Origin of the sequence: Ramlibacter sp. (assembly GCF_035655895.1) — a bacterium.
GTDB lineage: Bacteria > Pseudomonadota > Gammaproteobacteria > Burkholderiales > Burkholderiaceae_C > Ramlibacter.
In genome coordinates, this window is record NZ_DASRTN010000006.1 from 193,680 (window position 1) to 209,280 (window position 15,601).

Sequence of the window (15,601 nt, forward strand, 5' to 3'; positions counted from 1 at the left end):
TGGGCGTCAGGTCGCGGTCAGGCCTTGCCCTGGCCTGCCACCGCCGCGGCCGCACGGGCGGCCGCCTCGGCGTCGCCCAGGTAGTAGTGGCGGATGGGGCGCAGGTCGGCGTCGAGCTCGTACACCAGCGGAATGCCGTTGGGGATGTTCAGCCCGACGATGTCGGCGTCCGAGATGCCGTCCAGGTACTTGACCAATGCCCGGATCGAGTTGCCGTGCGCCGCCACCAGCAGCCGCTTGCCGGCGCGGATGGCCGGTGCCATCGACTCGTTCCAGTAGGGCATCACCCGCGCGACCGTGTCCTTCAGGCACTCGGTCAGGGGCACGTCGCCCGGGGCCAGGCGGGCGTAGCGCAGGTCGCCGCGCTCGCTGCGCGGATCGGCCGCCTCCAGTGCGGGGGGCGGAACGTCGTAGCTGCGGCGCCAGACCAGCACCTGCTCGTCGCCGTACTTGCGTGCGGTTTCCGCCTTGTTCAGGCCCTGCAGCCCGCCGTAGTGGCGCTCGTTCAGGCGCCACGACTTCACCGTGGGCAGCCACTGGCGGTCCATCTCGTCCAAGCAGTGCCACAGGGTGTGGATGGCGCGCTTGAGCACGCTGGTGTGGCAGACGTCGAACTCGTAGCCCTCGGCGCGCAGCAGGCGTCCGGCGGCCTTGGCCTGCTCGATGCCGGTCGGCGTCAGGTCGACGTCGGTCCAGCCGGTGAAGCGGTTTTCCAGGTTCCAGGTCGATTCGCCGTGGCGAACCAGCACGAGCTTGTACATAGGCAGAAAGTGGCCGGGCAAAACGCCGGATTCTAGAATCCCGGGTTTGCGCCGAGAGGCGGGACATGAGCGAAGAATGAAATTCCTGATCGACAACTGGACCCTGGTCGCGGTGGCGGTGGCCTCGGGCGGCATGCTGCTGTGGCCTGCGCTGCGTGGTGCCGCCGCGTCCGGCCTCACGCCCGGCAACGCCGTCCTGCTCATCAATCGCGAGAAGGCGGTCGTGGTGGACGTCTCCGAGGTGGAGGAATTTGCGGCGGGCCACGTGGTGGGATCGCGCAACGTGCCGCTCGCCGACCTCGAGCGCCGCCTGCCCGAGGCCGTGAAGAACAAGACCGTGCCGCTGATCCTGGTGTGCGCCAATGGCGGCCGCGCCCAGCGCGCGCTGGCGGTGGCCAAGAAACTGGGTTACGACAAGGCCCAAGTCCTGGCCGGCGGACTCAAGGCCTGGAAAGAAGCTAACCTGCCGGTCGAGAAAGCCTGAGGACACCGATCGCAATGCAACCCGTCACGATGTACACCACCGCCGTCTGCCCGTACTGCATCCGGGCCAAGCAGATCCTCAAGGCGCGCGGGGTGGAGCACATCAACGAGATCCGTGTCGATGCGCAGCCGCAGGAGCGCATGAAGATGATGGAGATCACCGGCCGGCGCACCGTGCCCCAGATCTTCATCGGCGAGACCCACGTGGGCGGCTGCGACGACCTGATGGCGCTGGACAGCGAAGGCGGGCTGCTGCCGCTGCTCAACGGCTGAGCGTCGAGCCGCCGCCTCGGCTGCGGCGTTCCCAAGCCGAGCCATCGCGTTCGAAGGCCCGCCGACGGCCCTGAGATAATCACCGGTCGACACCCGGCCCGCTTGCCACGCAGGCGGGCCTTCTCATTTCACAGAAAGCACTCCATGGCCGACCAACAGGACCCCGTCTTCCAGATCCAGCGCGTCTACCTCAAGGAGGCGTCCCTGGAGCAGCCCAATTCGCCCGCGATCCTGCTCGAGCAGGAGCAGCCGTCGGTCGACATCCAGCTGGGTGTCGAGGCCGGCCAGGCCGCCGAGGGCATGTACGAGGTGTGCGTCACCGCGACCGTGACCACCAAGATCAAGGACCGCACGGTCTTCCTGGTCGAGGTCAAGCAGGCCGGCATCTTCGAGATCCGCAACCTGCCGGCCGACCAGATGAACCCCATCATGGGCATCGCCTGCCCGCAGATCGTCTACCCCTACCTGCGCAGCAACGTGTCCGACCTGGTCACCCGTGCCGGCTTCCCGCCCGTGCACCTGGCCGAGATCAATTTCCAGGCCATGTACGAGCAGCAGCAGGCTCAGCAGCAGGGGTCGTCGATCATCACCTCCGCCTGATTCCGCCGGCCGGCGACATGAAGCTGCTCGTCCTCGGTGCCGGGGCGTGGGGCACTGCGCTCGCCGTGAGCGCGGCCGACCGGCATGCGGTCACGCTGTGGGCGCGCGACCCCGCGCAGCGGCGCTCGCTGCGCGAGGAGCGTTGCAACCGCCGCTACCTGCCGCAGGTGCCGCTGCCGCCGCAGCTGCGGGTGGCAGGGGAGGGTGATGCGGCCGCGCTGGCGGCCGGGCACGACCTGGTCGTCATCGCGGCCCCCATGGCCGGGTTGCGCGGCATGCTGCAGGCCCTGGCCGATAGCCGGCTGCCCATCGCCTGGCTCTGCAAAGGGTTCGAGGCGCCCCAGTCCCAGCCGTTCGGCCTGCTCGGCCACGAGGTCCAGGCCGACGTCGCGCCCCAGCTGCAAGGCGGCGCACTCACCGGTCCGAGCTTCGCCCTCGAGGTCGCGCTGCGGCGGCCGACGGCCCTGGTGGCCGCCAGCCCGCACGCGGCCGTGCGCGACGCGCTGGTGGCCGCGTTCCACAGCAGCGAGCTGCGGGTCTACGCCAACGACGACCTGGTCGGCGCCGAAGTCGGCGGCGCGGTGAAGAACGTGCTGGCGATCGCCACCGGCCTGTGCGATGGCCTGTCGCTGGGTTTGAACGCGCGTGCAGCCCTGGTCACGCGAGGGCTGGCCGAGATCACCCGCCTGGGGATCGCGCTGGGCGGACGCGCCGAGACCTTCATGGGCCTGTCGGGGCTGGGCGACCTGGTGCTCACGGCCACCGGGGACCTCAGCCGCAACCGCAAGGTGGGGCTCCTGCTGGCGCAGGGGCACAGCCTGCAGCAGGCCGTGGACTCGCTGGGCCACGTGGCCGAGGGCGTGTACTGCGCCCGCACAGTGGTGGCGCGCGCCGAGCGCCTGGGCGTCGACATGCCGGTCGCCCGTGCGGTCGTGGAGCTGCTGGACGGCGGCCTGCGCCCCGCCGACGCCGTGGCCCGGCTGATGGGACGCGATCCGGCCGCCGAGGGCCGCTGAGGCCGTGGTGGGCGCGGTCCCCCAGCGGATCGCAGGCCCGGCACACCGGCCGCACCGCGCAAGGCTCGCCGGCCGGGCCGCAGCAACGGCGCCGGCCTGGGCCTCCGGTGGCTAGGCAACCGGATCGATCTGCGCCAGCGCGTCCGCGATCGGCTGCGCATCCATCGGGCGCACCAGCTTGGCGACCTCCTGGCCGTCGCGCATGAACACCAGCGTGGGCCAGAGCTTCACGCCGAACGAGCGTCCGAGGCGGCGGCCGCTGCCGTCCTCCACCTTCACGTGGCGCACGCCGGGATGGTCGGCCAGGGCCTGGGCAATCTTCGGCTGCGCACCGCGGCACCAGCCGCACCAGGGCGTGCCGAATTCGATCAGGGCCGGTCCGGTCCACCCGTCCACCTCGTCGCGGCCGGGTTCCTTGTCGAGATAGGCTGTTTCCATGGCCCGATTGTCGGCCGGAGCGCGCCAGCGTGTGCAACCGCGTCGGCGCTGGTGCGAAAGCGATCCGGCTATGCTCGGCCAATGACGGAACGATTCGATTTCAGCGCCGCCGCCGTTGCCGCACTCGCCGGCCAGGACGCCGCGCGGGCGCTGGCCGAGGACGTGGGCGACGGTGACCTGACCGCCAGCCTGGTGGACCCCGCGCGCCGGGCACAAGCCGTGGTGATCGCGCGCGAGGCCGCGGTGGTCTGCGGCGGCCCCTGGTTCGTGGCGGCCGTGCGCCAGCTCGATCCCCAGGCCACCATCACCTGGGCCGTGCCCGAGAGCCACCGCTGCGCGGTCGGCCAGCCGGTGGTGGAGATCCGCGGTGCGGCGCGCGCCCTGCTGACGGCCGAGCGCACCGCGCTCAACTTCCTGCAACTGCTCAGCGGAGTGGCCACCAAGACGGCCAGCTACGTGGAGGCGGTGAAGGGCACGCGCGCCCGGATCGTCGACACGCGCAAGACGCTGCCGGGCCTGCGGCTGGCGCAGAAATACGCGGTGCGCACCGGCGGCGGCACCAACCACCGCATCGGGCTCCATGACGCGGTCCTCATCAAGGAGAACCACATCGCGGCCGCCGGCGGGGTCTCGGCGGTGCTGAAGGCGGCGGCCGAGGTCGCGGCGCGCGCCGAGTTCGTCCAGATCGAGGTCGAGACCCTGGAGCAGCTGGACGAGGCGCTCGCCGCGGGTGCCCGCATGGTCCTGCTCGACAACATGGACCTGGCCACCCTGCGCGAAGCGGTGCGCCGCAACGCCGACCGCGCGATCCTGGAAATCTCCGGCGGCGTGACGCTGGAGAAGCTGCGGGAGCTTGCGCAGACGGGCGTCGACCGCATCTCCATCGGCACCCTCACCAAGGACGTGAAGGCCACGGACTACTCGATGCGCCTGAAGGAACTCTGATGTCCGCCGTCATCCCGATCAAGGAAGTCGATTACGAGCAGCCCGTCGGCGACGTGTGCAGCACCCGGCATGCCTGGGCCCGCGTGCCGGTGGAGCCGCTGCCGCACGAGCGCGACGAGCTCAAGGACCGCATCCGGCGCCTGCTCAAGGAGCGCAACGCGGTCATGGTGTCGCACTACTACGTGCATCCGGACCTGCAGGACCTGGCCGAGGAGACCGGCGGCATCGTCAGCGACTCGCTGGAGATGGCGCGCTTCGGCCGCGACCACCCGGCGCAGACGCTGGTGGTCTCGGGCGTGCGCTTCATGGGCGAGACGGCCAAGATCCTGTCGCCCGAGAAGCGCGTGCTGATGCCGGACCTGGATGCGACCTGCTCGCTCGACCTGGGCTGCCCCATCGACGAATTCAGCGCCTTCTGCGACCAGCATCCCGACCGCACGGTGGTCGTCTACGCCAACACCAGTGCCGCGGTGAAGGCGCGCTCGGACTGGCTGGTCACGTCCAGCTGCGCGCTGGAGATCGTCAAGGCCCTCAAGGACAAGGGCCACAAGATCCTGTGGGCGCCCGACCGCCACCTGGGCGGCTACATCCAGCGCGAGACCGGCGCCGACATGGTGTTCTGGAGCGGCTCGTGCATCGTGCACGACGAGTTCAAGGCCTTCGAGCTCGAAGACCTCAAGCGCCAGCATCCCGGCGCAAAGGTGCTGGTGCACCCGGAGTCGCCGGCTGACGTCGTGGCGCTGGCCGATGCCGTGGGCTCGACCTCCGCCATCCTGAAGGCTGCCCGCGAGATGGACGCGCGCGAGTTCATCGTCGCCACCGACAACGGGATGATGCACAAGCTGCGAACGCTGAATCCGGACAAGGTGTTCCACGAGGCGCCCACGGCCGGCAACAGTGCGACCTGCAAGAGCTGCGCGCACTGCCCCTGGATGGCCATGAACGGCCTGGCCGGACTCGCCCACGTGCTGGAGACCGGCGTCAATGAGGTCCATGTCGATCCGGCGCTGGGCGTGCGGGCCCGCCTGCCGATCGACCGGATGCTCGCCTTCACCGCCGCGCTGAAGAACGGCCAGCCGGCCGGCGCGCTGGTGCCGAACATCGGGGCCGCCTGAGTCCACGAGGCCGGCGCGTGGCGACCCGCATCGGCCTCATCTCCGACACGCACGGCCTGGTGCGCCCGCAGGCGCTCGAGTGGCTGCGCGGCAGCGACCTGATCGTGCACGCCGGCGACATCGTGCAGCCCTCGATCCTGGAGCAGCTGGCAGGCATCGCGCCGCTCACGGCGGTGCGCGGCAACAACGACCGCGGACCCTGGGCGGCGCGCCTGGCCGAGACCGCGCTGCTCCAGGTGGGCGCGGTGGGCATCTGGGTGCTGCACGACCTGGCCGACCTGCGCCGCCATCCTGCGCCCCCGGGCACGCGCGTGATCGTGTGCGGCCACTCGCACAAGCCGCGGGTCGAGGAGCGCGACGGCCTGCTGACGGTCAACCCGGGCAGCGCCGGCCCGCGCCGCTTCAAGCTGCCGGTCTCGGTGGGCGAGCTGCACATCGAGGGAACCGAGGTGCAGGCACGTACCATCGAGCTTTCGCCCTGACCAGCCGTGAAGACTTCCGCTCGCGATCCCAGCGGTCCCCGCGAAGGCGGGGTCCCGGCGCCTGCGCTGCGGGAACGAGGGCGACGGCGAGCGCCCGCGGAGTCCGCCGTGGCGGGCACGGCGGCAGTCCACGTCCCGGAGGTCTCGTGATTCTCGAAGCCGCTCCCCTGCAGGTGCGCCCCGGCCACGAGCCGGCGTTCGAAGCCGCGTTCGGCCAGGCGCAGCGCATCATCGCCTCGATGCCGGGCTACCGCTCGCACGAGCTGCAGCGCTGCCTGGAGCGCCCTGGCGAGTACCTGCTGCTGGTGCGCTGGGACACGCTGGAGGCGCACACGGTGGGCTTTCGCGGCTCGCCGCAGTACCAGGACTGGAAGCGGCTGCTGCACCACTTCTACGAACCGTTCCCGGTGGTGTCGCACTACGAGGCGGTCGCCCGCGGGGAGGCGTGCTGATGGAAACGAAGTGGCTCGAGGATTTCGTCAGCCTTGCCGAGACCCGCAGCTTCAGCCGCTCGGCGCAGCTGCGCCACGTCACCCAGCCCGCCTTCTCGCGGCGCATCCAGGCGCTGGAGGCCTGGGCAGGCACCGACCTGGTCGACCGCAGTTCCTATCCCACCCGCCTCACGCCCGCCGGCGAGACGCTGTACGCACAGTCGCTGGAGATGCTGCAGGCGCTGCAAAGCACGCGCGCGATGCTGCGCGGCCATTCGAGTGCCGGGCAAGACGTCATCGAGTTCGCGGTGCCGCACACGCTGGCCTTCACCTTCTTCCCGGCCTGGGTGTCGAGCCTGCGCGAGCGGTTCGGACCGATCAAGAGCCGCCTGATCGCACTGAACGTGCACGACGCCGCGATGCGGCTGGTCGAGGGCGGCTGCGACCTGCTGATCGCCTACCACCACGCCGCGCAGCCGCTGCAGCTGGACGCCGACCGCTACGAGATGGTGACGCTCGGCCAGGAGGTGCTCGCCCCGTACTGCAAGCCCGACCCCGACGGCGAACCGCTGTTCCGTCTGCCCGGTCGGCCCGGGCACCCGCTCCCCTACCTGGGCTACGCGCCGGGCGCCTACCTCGGCCAGGTGACCGAGCTGATCCTGCGGCAGGCCGGCACGGCGATCCACCTGGACCGGGTGTACGAGACCGACATGGCCGAGGGCCTGAAGGTGATGGCGCTGGAGGGCCACGGCGTCGCCTTCCTCCCGCACAGCGCGGTCAAGAAGGAGCTGCGGGCGCGTCGGCTGGTGCCGGCGGCGGGGGGACTGGGCGGACTGGAGATGGCGATGGATGTGCGCGCCTACCGCGAGAAGCCGAGCGGCCGCGAACCGGGCAAGGGCACGGTGCAGGCACTCTGGACCTACCTGGCGGGCAGCACGACCACGTCCTGATGGGCTGAACAGGCGCGCGGGGCGGTGGTTATGCGTCGCCGGCATGGGGCCGCGTCCAAACGGCATTGGTCACCGCCCGGCGCCGGACCTACAGTCGCCGCACCGCAACTGCCGGCCACCGCATGACGAACGACCACCGCATCGAGCACGACTTCCTCGGCGAGAAGCCGATTCCCGCCCAGGCCTACTGGGGCGTCCACACCGCGCGCGCCGTGGAGAACTTCCCGATCTCGGGCACGCCGATCTCGGCCATGCCCGAGCTGATCCGCGCGTTCGGGTACGTCAAGAAGGCGACCGCCCGCACCAACCTCGCCCTGCACGTGCTCGACGAGAGCCGCGCCTACGCCATCATGGGTGCGTGCGAGCAGTTGATCGCAGGCCACCACCACGAGCAGTTCGTGGTCGACGTGATCCAGGGCGGCGCCGGCACGTCGACGAACATGAACGCCAACGAGGTGATCGCCAACCTCGCGCTGGAGCGGCTGGGGTTCGAGAAGGGCCGCTACGACGTGCTGCACCCGAACGACCACGTCAATGCCTCGCAGAGCACCAACGACGTCTATCCCACCGCGGTGCGGCTCGCGCTGTGGTTCGGCATCGAGCACCTGCTGCAGTCCATGGCCTACCTGCGCGCCGGCTTCGAGGCCAAGTCGCACGAGTTCCGCGACATCCTCAAGATCGGCCGCACGCAGCTGCAGGACGCCGTGCCCATGACGCTGGGGCAGGAGTTCTCGACCTATGCGGTGATGATGGAGGAGGACGAGGCGAGGCTGCGCGAGGCGCGCGTCCTGATCCAGGAGATCAACCTGGGCGCCACCGCCATCGGCACCGGCATCAACGCACCGGCCGGCTACGCGGAACTGGCCTGCAGCACGCTGGCCGAGGTCAGCGGCGTGCCGGTGGTCAAGTCGAAGAACCTGGTCGAGGCCACCCAGGACACGGGCGCCTTCGTGCAGCTGTCGGGGGTGTTGAAGCGCGTGGCCAGCAAGCTGTCCAAGACCTGCAACGACCTGCGGCTGCTGGGCAGCGGGCCGCAGGCCGGTTTCGGCGACATCCGGCTGCCCCCGCGCCAGGCCGGCTCGTCGATCATGCCGGGCAAGGTGAACCCGGTGATCCCGGAGGTGATGAACCAGGTCGCGTTCGAGGTGATCGGCAACGACGTGACGGTGACGATGGCGTCCGAGGCCGGGCAGCTGCAGCTCAACGCCTTCGAGCCGATCATGGGCTGGAGCCTGTACAAGAGCATCCGCCACCTCTCTAACGCCTGCATCACGCTGCAGGACCACTGCGTGGCCGGGATCGAGGCCAACCGGGAGCTGCTGGCGCGCCGGGTGCGCGAATCGGTGACGCTGGTGACGGCGCTCAACCCGATCATCGGCTACGAGAAGGCGGCCATGATCGCCAAGACCGCGATCGCCACCGGCGCGCCGATCGACGCGGTGGCCGAGTCGCTGGGCATCCTCACGCGGACCGAAATGGACGCCCTGCTGGTGCCCGAGAGGCTGACGGAGCCCTTGCGGCTGCAGGCGTCGGATGGCCGGGCGGCATGAACTCTGCTTAGACTCTACGGTTCCGACGAAGTCTTCAGGGTTATCCCCGAAGGCCTGGACTCTAGAATTTCGTTTTCAGATTCACCCCTAGCTCTCGATCAGGAGATCCGAATGAAGAAGGTTCTGCTCGCCGCAGCCATTGCGGCCGCCACCACCGGCGCCGCGTTCGCGCAGGCGAACGACACGCTCGCCAAGGTGAAGGCCGCGGGCGCCATCACGATGGGGGTGCGCGACTCCTCCGGCGCCCTGTCGTACACGCTGGGCGACGGCAAGTACGCCGGCTTCCACGTCGACCTGTGCCAGCGCATCGTGGCCAACGTCGAGAAGGCTGCCGGCCGCAAGCTCGAGGTGAAGTACCTGCCGGTGACCTCGCAGAACCGCATCCCCCTGGTGCAGAACGGCACCGTCGACATCGAGTGCGGCTCCACCACCAACAATGCCACCCGCCAGAAGGACGTCGCGTTCGCCGTGACGACCTACGTGGAGGAAGTGCGCATCGCGGTGAAGGCCAGCTCCGGCATCAACTCGCTGGCCCAGCTGAGCGGCAAGACCGTGGCAACCACCACCGGCACCACCTCGGTCCAGCTGCTGCGCAAGCACGAGCGTGCCAACAACGTGAACTTCAACGAGGTGTTCGGCAAGGACCACGCCGACAGCTTCCTGATGCTCGAGTCCGGCCGCGCCGACGCGTTCGTGATGGACGGCCAGATCCTGGCCGGCAACATCGCCACCTCCAAGGATCCGGCGGCCTACCGGATCGTGGGCGAGACCATCAGCGTCGAGCCGATCGCCATCATGCTGCGCAAGGACGACGCCGCCTTCAAGAAGCTGGCCGACGACACCCTGCGCGACCTGATGAAGAGCGGCGAGATGGCCAAGATCTACGACAAGTGGTTCGTCCAGCCGATCCCGCCGAAGAACACCAAGGTCGGCCTGCCGGCCAGCGAGGCAACCAAGAACGCCTGGGCCAACCCCAACGACAAGCCGCTGGAAGACTACCTGAAGAAGTAATCTCCGCCATGCTGGAACCGCAAACCCCGTCCGGCGCGTCGCCCGGGCGGGGTTTGCGCTTGAAGGTCAGCCTTCGCACGCCGGATGCGCGGGCGAGAACGAACAACATCTGACGAGAGGGGCCCCCTGGCGGGGAAACATCGATGGCTTGGGACTGGCAGGTTTTCTGCAAGAACACGATCGAGGGGACGGTGGAAGCCGGGTGCTGGGCGAAAGGCGCCGACACCACCTACCTCGAATGGATGCTGCACGCCTGGGGCTGGACGCTCTCGGTCGCCGTCTGCGCCTGGGTGGTCGCCGTGGTGGTGGGCGCACTGGTGGGCACGGCCCGCACGCTGCCGAACAGCCCCTGGGTGGTGCGTCTGGGCAATGCCTGGGTCGAACTGTTCCGCAACATCCCCATCCTGGTGCAGATCTTCATCTGGTACTTCGTCGTGCCCAAGATCTTCCCCGTCTTCCGCGAAGTGCCCGGCTTCATGCTGGTGGTGCTGGCGCTCGGGTTCTTCACGTCGGCGCGGATCGCCGAGCAGGTGCGCGCCGGCATCCAGGCCCTGCCCCGGGGCCAGCGCTATGCGGGGCTGGCGATGGGCTTCACCACCGCCCAGACCTACCGCTACGTGATCCTGCCAATGGCGTTGCGCATCATCCTGCCGCCGCTGACCAGCGAGTCGATGAACCTGCTGAAGAACTCCTCGGTGGCGTTCGCGGTGTCGATCGCCGAGCTCACCATGTTCGCGATGCAGGCGCAGGAGGAGACCTCGCGCGGGATCGAGGTCTACCTCGCGGTCACCGCCCTGTACGCCATCTCCGCGTTTGCGGTGAACCGCGTGTTCGCCTACATCGAGCGCCGGATGCAGATTCCCGGCTTCATCGTGGCCGGTGGCACCGGCGGGGGGCACTGAGATGGATCTGTCCTTCTTCAGCTGGGACCTGATCAGCCGCTACGTCGTCAACGGCTTCTGGTTCAGCGTCCAGCTCACCTTCATCTCCACCATCGGCGGCATCGTGTTCGGCACGCTGCTGGCGTTGATGCGCCTGTCGGGCAAGCCCCTGCTGGTGCTGCCCGCAACGTTCTACGTCAACGGCATGCGGTCCATCCCGCTGGTGATGGTGATCCTGTGGTTCTTCCTGCTGGTGCCGGTGATCATCGGCCGGCCGGTGGGAGCCGAATACTCGGCCATCATCACCTTCGTCGCGTTCGAGGCGGCCTACTTCAGCGAGATCATGCGCGCCGGCATCCAGTCGATCCCGCGCGGCCAGGTCCACGCCGGGCAGGCGCTGGGCATGACCTATGCGCAGAACATGCGGCTGGTGGTGCTGCCGCAGGCCTTCCGCAACATGCTGCCGGTGCTGCTGACGCAGACCATCATCCTGTTCCAGGACACCTCGCTGGTCTATGCGATCGGCGCCTACGACCTGCTCAAGGGCTTCGTCACGGCGGGCAAGATCTATGGCCGCCCCGAGGAGTCCTACCTCATGGCCGCCGTCGTCTACTTCATCGTCTGCGTCGGCCTGTCGTTCCTGGTCAAGCGGCTGCAGGCGCGCATCGCCATCATCCGCTGACCCCGCACGGAGTTACCCATGATCGAAATCAAGAACGTCTCCAAGTGGTACGGCCCGGTGCAGGTGCTGACCGACTGTTCCGTCAACATCAACAAGGGCGACGTGGTCGTCGTCTGCGGCCCGTCGGGCTCGGGCAAGTCCACCCTGATCAAGACCGTGAACGGGCTGGAGCCGATCCAGAAGGGCACCATCACCGTCGACGGCATCGCCGTGAACGACCCCAAGACCGACCTGCCCAAGCTGCGCAGCCGCGTGGGCATGGTGTTCCAGCATTTCGAGCTGTTCCCGCACCTGTCGGTCACCGAGAACCTGACCATCGCGCAGATGAAGGTGCTGGGCCGCAACGCCGACGAGGCGAAGGTGCGGGGCCTGAAGATGCTCGACCGGGTGGGCCTGATGGCGCACAAGGACAAGTTCCCCGGCCAGCTCTCGGGCGGCCAGCAGCAGCGTGTGGCGATCGCCCGGGCGCTGTCGATGGACCCGATCGTGATGCTGTTCGACGAGCCCACCTCCGCGCTCGACCCCGAGATGGTGGGCGAGGTGCTGGACGTGATGGTCAACTTGGCCAAGGAAGGCATGACCATGATGGTGGTCACGCACGAGATGGGCTTCGCGCGCAAGGTGGCCAACCGGGTGATCTTCATCGACGTGGGTGGCCGCATCCTGGAGGACTGCTCCAAGGAGGAGTTCTTCGGCAATCCGGATGCACGCCAGGCGCGCACCAAGGACTTCCTCAACAAGATCCTGTCGCACTGAGGATCGCCGCGCGCGATCCCGCCTCTGCCGCGCGCCGGTGTTCCGCCGGGCAGGACGGCGCGTGACCGGCTGAGGCCGGCCCTGCGCCGTCTTCAGAACGGGTAGTGCCGCGGCTGCGTCTGCATCGAGATCCAGCGCAGTTCGGTGAACTCCGCGATCCCGGCGCGCCCGCCGAAGCGCCCGATGCCGCTGCCCTTGACACCGCCGAACGGCATCTGCGCCTCGTCGTGCACGGTCGGGGCATTGACGTGGCAGATGCCCGAGTCGATCCGGCGGGCCACGTTGAAGGCGCGGGCCAGGTCGCGGCCGAACACCGCCGACGACAGCCCGTACTCGTTGTCGTTGGCGCAGGCGACGGCTTCCTCGACGCCGTTCACCCGCACGATCCCCTTGACCGGCCCGAAGCTCTCCTCGTGGTAGATACGCATGGCCGGCGTCACGTGGTCCAGCAGCGTCGCCGGCATCAGGGTGCTGTCGGCCTTGCCGCCGCACAGCAGCTTCGCGCCCTTGGCCAGCGCGTCCGCCAGCAGCGCGTTGCAATGCTCGACAGTGCTCATGCCGATCACGCTGCCCAGCACCACGGGCTCTGGCTTGCGCGGGTCGCCCACCGGCAGCGATTTCGCCTTGGCGGTGAACTTGCGCACGAAGTCGTCGGCGATCTTCTCGTCGACGATGACGCGCTCGGTGCTCATGCAGATCTGGCCGCTGTTGGCGAAGCAGCCGAAGGCGGCGGCGTCGACCGCATCGTCGATGTCGGCGTCGTCCAGGATCACCAGCGGCGCCTTGCCGCCCAGCTCCAGCACCGCCGGCTTCAGGTACCGCGCGCACGTGGCCGCGATGATCTTGCCGACCCGCGTCGATCCGGTGAAGTTCACGCGGCGCACCGCGGGGTGGGCCACCATCGCCTCGACCACCGCGCCCGCGTCGTGCGGCGCGTTGGTGATGTAGTTCACCACGCCGGCGGGCAGGCCTGCCTCCTGGAACGCCTCGACGATCAGCTGGTGGGTGCGCGGGCAGTTCTCGCTGCCCTTGAGGATGACGGTGTTGCCACAGGCGAGCGGCGTCGCGATGGCGCGCACCCCCAGGATGACGGGGGCGTTCCAGGGCGCGATGCCCACCACGACGCCGGCCGGCTGGCGCACGCCCATGGCGAGCGAGCCCGGGATGTCGGACGGGATCACCTCGCCGGTGATCTGGGTCGTCAGCGACGCCGCTTCGCGGATCATGCCGGCACCCAGCATGACGTTGAAGCCGGCCCACATGCCGGTGCCGCCGGTCTCCGTGGCGACCGCTTCGACGAACTGCGGCAGCTTGGCTTCCAGGCGCTCGGCGGCCTTGAGCAGCAGGGCGCGGCGTTCGCCCGGCCCGGTCTCGCTCCAGGTGCGGAATGCTTCGGCCGCGGCCTCGACGGCCAGCACCGCGTCGGCCGGCGAGCAGGCCGGCGCCCGGGTGGCGACGGACCCGTCGAGCGGGTTGCGGCGCTCGAAGGTGGCGCCCTTTTCGGCACTGACCTTCAGGCCGTTGATCAGCATGGACATGTCGGACACGGTGGTTCTCCTGGTGACAGCAAACGTGGGGGTCAGCCCGGCGTGGCGGCGCGCGCCATCGGACGGGTGGTGTCGGGGGCGGTGCTCTCGGCGCCGAGGTAGGCCTCGCGGATGACGCTGGAGCGGGCGAGCAGGCGGGCCGGGCCGCTGGCCACCAGCGCGCCGCGCTCGAGCACGTAGCCGCGGTCGGCCACGGCCAGCGCCTTCTTGACGTTCTGTTCGACCATCAGCACGGTGGTGCCGGCATCCGCGATGCGCCGCACGATCACCAGCAGTTCGTCGACCATGCGGGGCGCGAGGCCGAGCGAGGGCTCGTCCAGCATGAGCAGCCGCGGCGCGCTCATCATCGCGCGGGCGACCGCGACCATCTGCTGCTCGCCGCCGCTCATGGTGCCCGCCAGCTGGCTGGCGCGCTCGCGCAGCTTCGGGAAATCCTGCAGCACCTGCTCGAGCCGGCGGCGCCGATCGGCCCGGGCCACCAGCCAGCCGCCCAGCTCCAGGTTCTCGGCCACGGTCATCTGCGGGAAGAGCTGCCGTCCTTCGGGCACCAGCGCCACGCCGGCCCGCACGATCTCGTGCGTCGCCTCCGGCAGGTCGTTGCCGTCCAGCAGCACGTCGCCCTGGCGCGCCAGGAGGCCATTGAGTGCACGCAGCAGCGTCGTCTTGCCCGCGCCGTTCGGGCCGAGGACGACGGTGAGGCCGGGCCGAACGTCGAAGGCGAGGTCGCGCAGCACCAGGAAGGCGCCGTAGCCGGCGCTCAGCCCGCGCACGGCCAGGTGCGCGCGGCGCCCGCGGGTGCCCAGCTCGAAGGGACGGTCGCTCCAGTGCATCAGGCGGCCTCCTCGCCGGGATCAACCATCTCGTCGCCCAGGTAGGCCTCGATCACGCCGCGGTCGCGCGTGACCTCGGCCGGCGTGCCGTCGGCGATCTTGCGGCCCTGGTGCAGCACGATCACCCGCTCCACGTGGCGCAGCAGCGTGCGCACGGCGTGCTCGATCCAGACCACGGTCAGGTCCAGCTCGTCGCGCAGCCGGCGGATCAGGCGCGCCATGTTCTCGATCTCGGCCTCGGTCAGCCCCGCCGCCACCTCGTCCAGCAGCAGCAGTCGCGGCCGGGTGCCCAGGGCCATGCCGATCTCCAGCAGCCGCTGCTGCGACGGCGTGATCGCACCGGCTGCCTGGTCGGCCTGGGCCTGCAGGCCGATGAGATGCAGGATGCGCGCCGCATCGGCCAGCGGCCCGAACGCTGCGCCACCGGCGCCGCCCGACCACCCCTTGCCCCGACGGCGGCCTGCGAATTGCAGCCCGAAGTCGATGTTGGCCGCGACCGTCATGTCCGGGAAGACCCGTGGCGTCTGGAACGTGCGGGCCAGCCCGTGGGCCGCGAAGCGGTGCGGCGCCTGGCCGGTGAGGTCGGTCCGGTCCACGAGCAGCCGGCCCGAGGTCGGCGCCAGGACGCCCGAGATCGCGTTGAAGAAGGTGGTCTTGCCGGCGCCGTTGGGACCGATGATCCCCACCAGTTCGCCCGGCTGCAGGTTGGCCGAGACGCCGTCCACGGCGACCAGGCCGCCGAAGCGCACGGTGACCGCCCGTGCCTCCAGCAGCGGCGTGCCGGGCGAGGTGGGCGCGGGCGCGCCTGCCGAGCCTTCCGGCGCCAGCCCGGCACGTGGCGGCACGAGGG

19 protein-coding genes are annotated in these 15,601 nt (G+C 69.7%); 14 read left to right on the forward strand and 5 right to left on the reverse strand.

The genetic code is table 11. The features are described from left to right. Nucleotides 1-17: 17 nt before the first annotated feature. Nucleotides 18-761: a 2,3-diphosphoglycerate-dependent phosphoglycerate mutase gene (gene gpmA / locus VFE82_RS04070; protein WP_324998964.1), complete on the reverse strand. Its 744-nt coding sequence runs from the start codon at nucleotides 759-761 to the stop codon at nucleotides 18-20. A gap of 76 nt (nucleotides 762-837) precedes the next feature. Between gpmA and VFE82_RS04075 the strand changes: the two genes are divergently transcribed. The 4 genes from VFE82_RS04075 (at nucleotide 838) to VFE82_RS04090 (ending at nucleotide 3,133) form a co-directional block, all read left to right on the forward strand. Continuing rightward, nucleotides 838-1,245: a rhodanese-like domain-containing protein gene (locus tag VFE82_RS04075; protein WP_324998965.1), complete on the forward strand. Its 408-nt coding sequence runs from the start codon at nucleotides 838-840 to the stop codon at nucleotides 1,243-1,245. A 14-nt stretch (nucleotides 1,246-1,259) separates the two neighbouring features. Beyond that, complete coding sequence (grxC, locus tag VFE82_RS04080; protein ID WP_324998966.1) at nucleotides 1,260-1,517, forward strand: glutaredoxin 3; 258 nt, start codon at nucleotides 1,260-1,262, stop codon at nucleotides 1,515-1,517. 144 nt (nucleotides 1,518-1,661) lie between these two features. Continuing rightward, complete coding sequence (gene secB / locus VFE82_RS04085; protein ID WP_324998967.1) at nucleotides 1,662-2,117, forward strand: protein-export chaperone SecB; 456 nt, start codon at nucleotides 1,662-1,664, stop codon at nucleotides 2,115-2,117. A gap of 17 nt (nucleotides 2,118-2,134) precedes the next feature. Continuing rightward, nucleotides 2,135-3,133, forward strand: coding sequence for an NAD(P)H-dependent glycerol-3-phosphate dehydrogenase (locus tag VFE82_RS04090; RefSeq protein ID WP_324998968.1), 999 nt, complete (start codon nucleotides 2,135-2,137; stop codon nucleotides 3,131-3,133). Nucleotides 3,134-3,244: 111 nt separating this feature from the next. Here VFE82_RS04090 and VFE82_RS04095 read toward each other — a convergent pair whose 3' ends face one another. Next, complete coding sequence (locus VFE82_RS04095; protein ID WP_324998969.1) at nucleotides 3,245-3,571, reverse strand: thioredoxin family protein; 327 nt, start codon at nucleotides 3,569-3,571, stop codon at nucleotides 3,245-3,247. Between the two features lie 81 nt (nucleotides 3,572-3,652). Here VFE82_RS04095 and nadC point away from each other — a divergent pair, with 81 nt between their 5' ends. The 10 genes from nadC (at nucleotide 3,653) to VFE82_RS04145 (ending at nucleotide 12,374) form a co-directional block, all read left to right on the forward strand. Then, nucleotides 3,653-4,516, forward strand: a complete 864-nt coding sequence (gene nadC, locus VFE82_RS04100; RefSeq protein ID WP_324998970.1) for a carboxylating nicotinate-nucleotide diphosphorylase — start codon at nucleotides 3,653-3,655, stop codon at nucleotides 4,514-4,516. After that, complete coding sequence (gene nadA, locus VFE82_RS04105) at nucleotides 4,516-5,631, forward strand: quinolinate synthase NadA (RefSeq protein ID WP_324998971.1); 1,116 nt, start codon at nucleotides 4,516-4,518, stop codon at nucleotides 5,629-5,631. The genes nadC and nadA overlap by 1 nt, the downstream gene beginning before the upstream one ends. A gap of 17 nt (nucleotides 5,632-5,648) precedes the next feature. Next, a complete protein-coding gene (locus tag VFE82_RS04110; RefSeq protein WP_324998972.1) occupies nucleotides 5,649-6,113 on the forward strand; it encodes a metallophosphoesterase family protein in 465 nt (154 codons plus the stop codon). A 146-nt stretch (nucleotides 6,114-6,259) separates the two neighbouring features. Further along, nucleotides 6,260-6,565 (forward strand): antibiotic biosynthesis monooxygenase, encoded by a 306-nt coding sequence (locus VFE82_RS04115; RefSeq protein ID WP_324998973.1) that lies wholly within the window; start codon nucleotides 6,260-6,262, stop codon nucleotides 6,563-6,565. Next, nucleotides 6,565-7,494 carry a LysR family transcriptional regulator gene (locus VFE82_RS04120; RefSeq protein ID WP_324998974.1) on the forward strand — a complete coding sequence of 310 codons (930 nt, stop codon included), beginning with the start codon at nucleotides 6,565-6,567 and terminating at the stop codon, nucleotides 7,492-7,494. The genes VFE82_RS04115 and VFE82_RS04120 overlap by 1 nt, the downstream gene beginning before the upstream one ends. A 122-nt stretch (nucleotides 7,495-7,616) precedes the next feature. Then, nucleotides 7,617-9,044: an aspartate ammonia-lyase gene (locus tag VFE82_RS04125; RefSeq protein ID WP_324998975.1), complete on the forward strand. Its 1,428-nt coding sequence runs from the start codon at nucleotides 7,617-7,619 to the stop codon at nucleotides 9,042-9,044. Nucleotides 9,045-9,155: 111 nt separating this feature from the next. Further along, entirely contained in the window at nucleotides 9,156-10,055 is a 900-nt protein-coding gene (locus VFE82_RS04130; RefSeq protein ID WP_324998976.1) for an amino acid ABC transporter substrate-binding protein, read from the forward strand. 143 nt (nucleotides 10,056-10,198) lie between these two features. Further along, nucleotides 10,199-10,957, forward strand: a complete 759-nt coding sequence (locus VFE82_RS04135) for an amino acid ABC transporter permease (protein WP_324998977.1) — start codon at nucleotides 10,199-10,201, stop codon at nucleotides 10,955-10,957. A 1-nt stretch (nucleotide 10,958) separates the two neighbouring features. Next, nucleotides 10,959-11,618, forward strand: a complete 660-nt coding sequence (locus tag VFE82_RS04140; RefSeq protein WP_324998978.1) for an amino acid ABC transporter permease — start codon at nucleotides 10,959-10,961, stop codon at nucleotides 11,616-11,618. 18 nt (nucleotides 11,619-11,636) lie between these two features. Next, entirely contained in the window at nucleotides 11,637-12,374 is a 738-nt protein-coding gene (locus VFE82_RS04145) for an amino acid ABC transporter ATP-binding protein (protein ID WP_324998979.1), read from the forward strand. A gap of 92 nt (nucleotides 12,375-12,466) precedes the next feature. Here the strand turns inward: VFE82_RS04145 and VFE82_RS04150 are convergent, their stop codons facing one another. The 3 genes from VFE82_RS04150 to VFE82_RS04160 are packed head-to-tail and all read right to left on the reverse strand — an operon-like array spanning nucleotide 12,467 to nucleotide 15,524. Beyond that, nucleotides 12,467-13,921 carry an aldehyde dehydrogenase gene (locus tag VFE82_RS04150; protein WP_324998980.1) on the reverse strand — a complete coding sequence of 485 codons (1,455 nt, stop codon included), beginning with the start codon at nucleotides 13,919-13,921 and terminating at the stop codon, nucleotides 12,467-12,469. 32 nt (nucleotides 13,922-13,953) lie between these two features. Then, nucleotides 13,954-14,751: an ABC transporter ATP-binding protein gene (locus VFE82_RS04155; protein WP_324998981.1), complete on the reverse strand. Its 798-nt coding sequence runs from the start codon at nucleotides 14,749-14,751 to the stop codon at nucleotides 13,954-13,956. Further along, nucleotides 14,751-15,524: an ABC transporter ATP-binding protein gene (locus VFE82_RS04160; protein ID WP_324999900.1), complete on the reverse strand. Its 774-nt coding sequence runs from the start codon at nucleotides 15,522-15,524 to the stop codon at nucleotides 14,751-14,753. Before VFE82_RS04160 ends, VFE82_RS04155 begins: the two co-directional genes overlap by 1 nt. Nucleotides 15,525-15,601: the final 77 nt, after the last annotated feature.

Excerpts from the sequence above, each read along its gene's own strand:
- nadC (WP_324998970.1), top strand. The coding sequence starts at position 3,653 with ATGACGGAACGATTCGATTTCAGCGCCGCCGCCGTTGCCGCACTCGCC.
- VFE82_RS04120 (WP_324998974.1), top strand. The coding sequence starts at position 6,565 with ATGGAAACGAAGTGGCTCGAGGATTTCGTCAGCCTTGCCGAGACCCGC.
- VFE82_RS04075 (WP_324998965.1), top strand. The coding sequence starts at position 838 with ATGAAATTCCTGATCGACAACTGGACCCTGGTCGCGGTGGCGGTGGCC.
- VFE82_RS04130 (WP_324998976.1), top strand. The coding sequence starts at position 9,156 with ATGAAGAAGGTTCTGCTCGCCGCAGCCATTGCGGCCGCCACCACCGGC.
- VFE82_RS04135 (WP_324998977.1), top strand. The coding sequence starts at position 10,199 with ATGGCTTGGGACTGGCAGGTTTTCTGCAAGAACACGATCGAGGGGACG.
- secB (WP_324998967.1), top strand. The coding sequence starts at position 1,662 with ATGGCCGACCAACAGGACCCCGTCTTCCAGATCCAGCGCGTCTACCTC.
- grxC (WP_324998966.1), top strand. The coding sequence starts at position 1,260 with ATGCAACCCGTCACGATGTACACCACCGCCGTCTGCCCGTACTGCATC.
- VFE82_RS04140 (WP_324998978.1), top strand. The coding sequence starts at position 10,959 with ATGGATCTGTCCTTCTTCAGCTGGGACCTGATCAGCCGCTACGTCGTC.
- nadA (WP_324998971.1), top strand. The coding sequence starts at position 4,516 with ATGTCCGCCGTCATCCCGATCAAGGAAGTCGATTACGAGCAGCCCGTC.
- VFE82_RS04095 (WP_324998969.1), bottom strand. The coding sequence starts at position 3,571 with ATGGAAACAGCCTATCTCGACAAGGAACCCGGCCGCGACGAGGTGGAC.
- gpmA (WP_324998964.1), bottom strand. The coding sequence starts at position 761 with ATGTACAAGCTCGTGCTGGTTCGCCACGGCGAATCGACCTGGAACCTG.
- VFE82_RS04145 (WP_324998979.1), top strand. The coding sequence starts at position 11,637 with ATGATCGAAATCAAGAACGTCTCCAAGTGGTACGGCCCGGTGCAGGTG.
- VFE82_RS04125 (WP_324998975.1), top strand. The coding sequence starts at position 7,617 with ATGACGAACGACCACCGCATCGAGCACGACTTCCTCGGCGAGAAGCCG.
- VFE82_RS04155 (WP_324998981.1), bottom strand. The coding sequence starts at position 14,751 with ATGCACTGGAGCGACCGTCCCTTCGAGCTGGGCACCCGCGGGCGCCGC.
- VFE82_RS04090 (WP_324998968.1), top strand. The coding sequence starts at position 2,135 with ATGAAGCTGCTCGTCCTCGGTGCCGGGGCGTGGGGCACTGCGCTCGCC.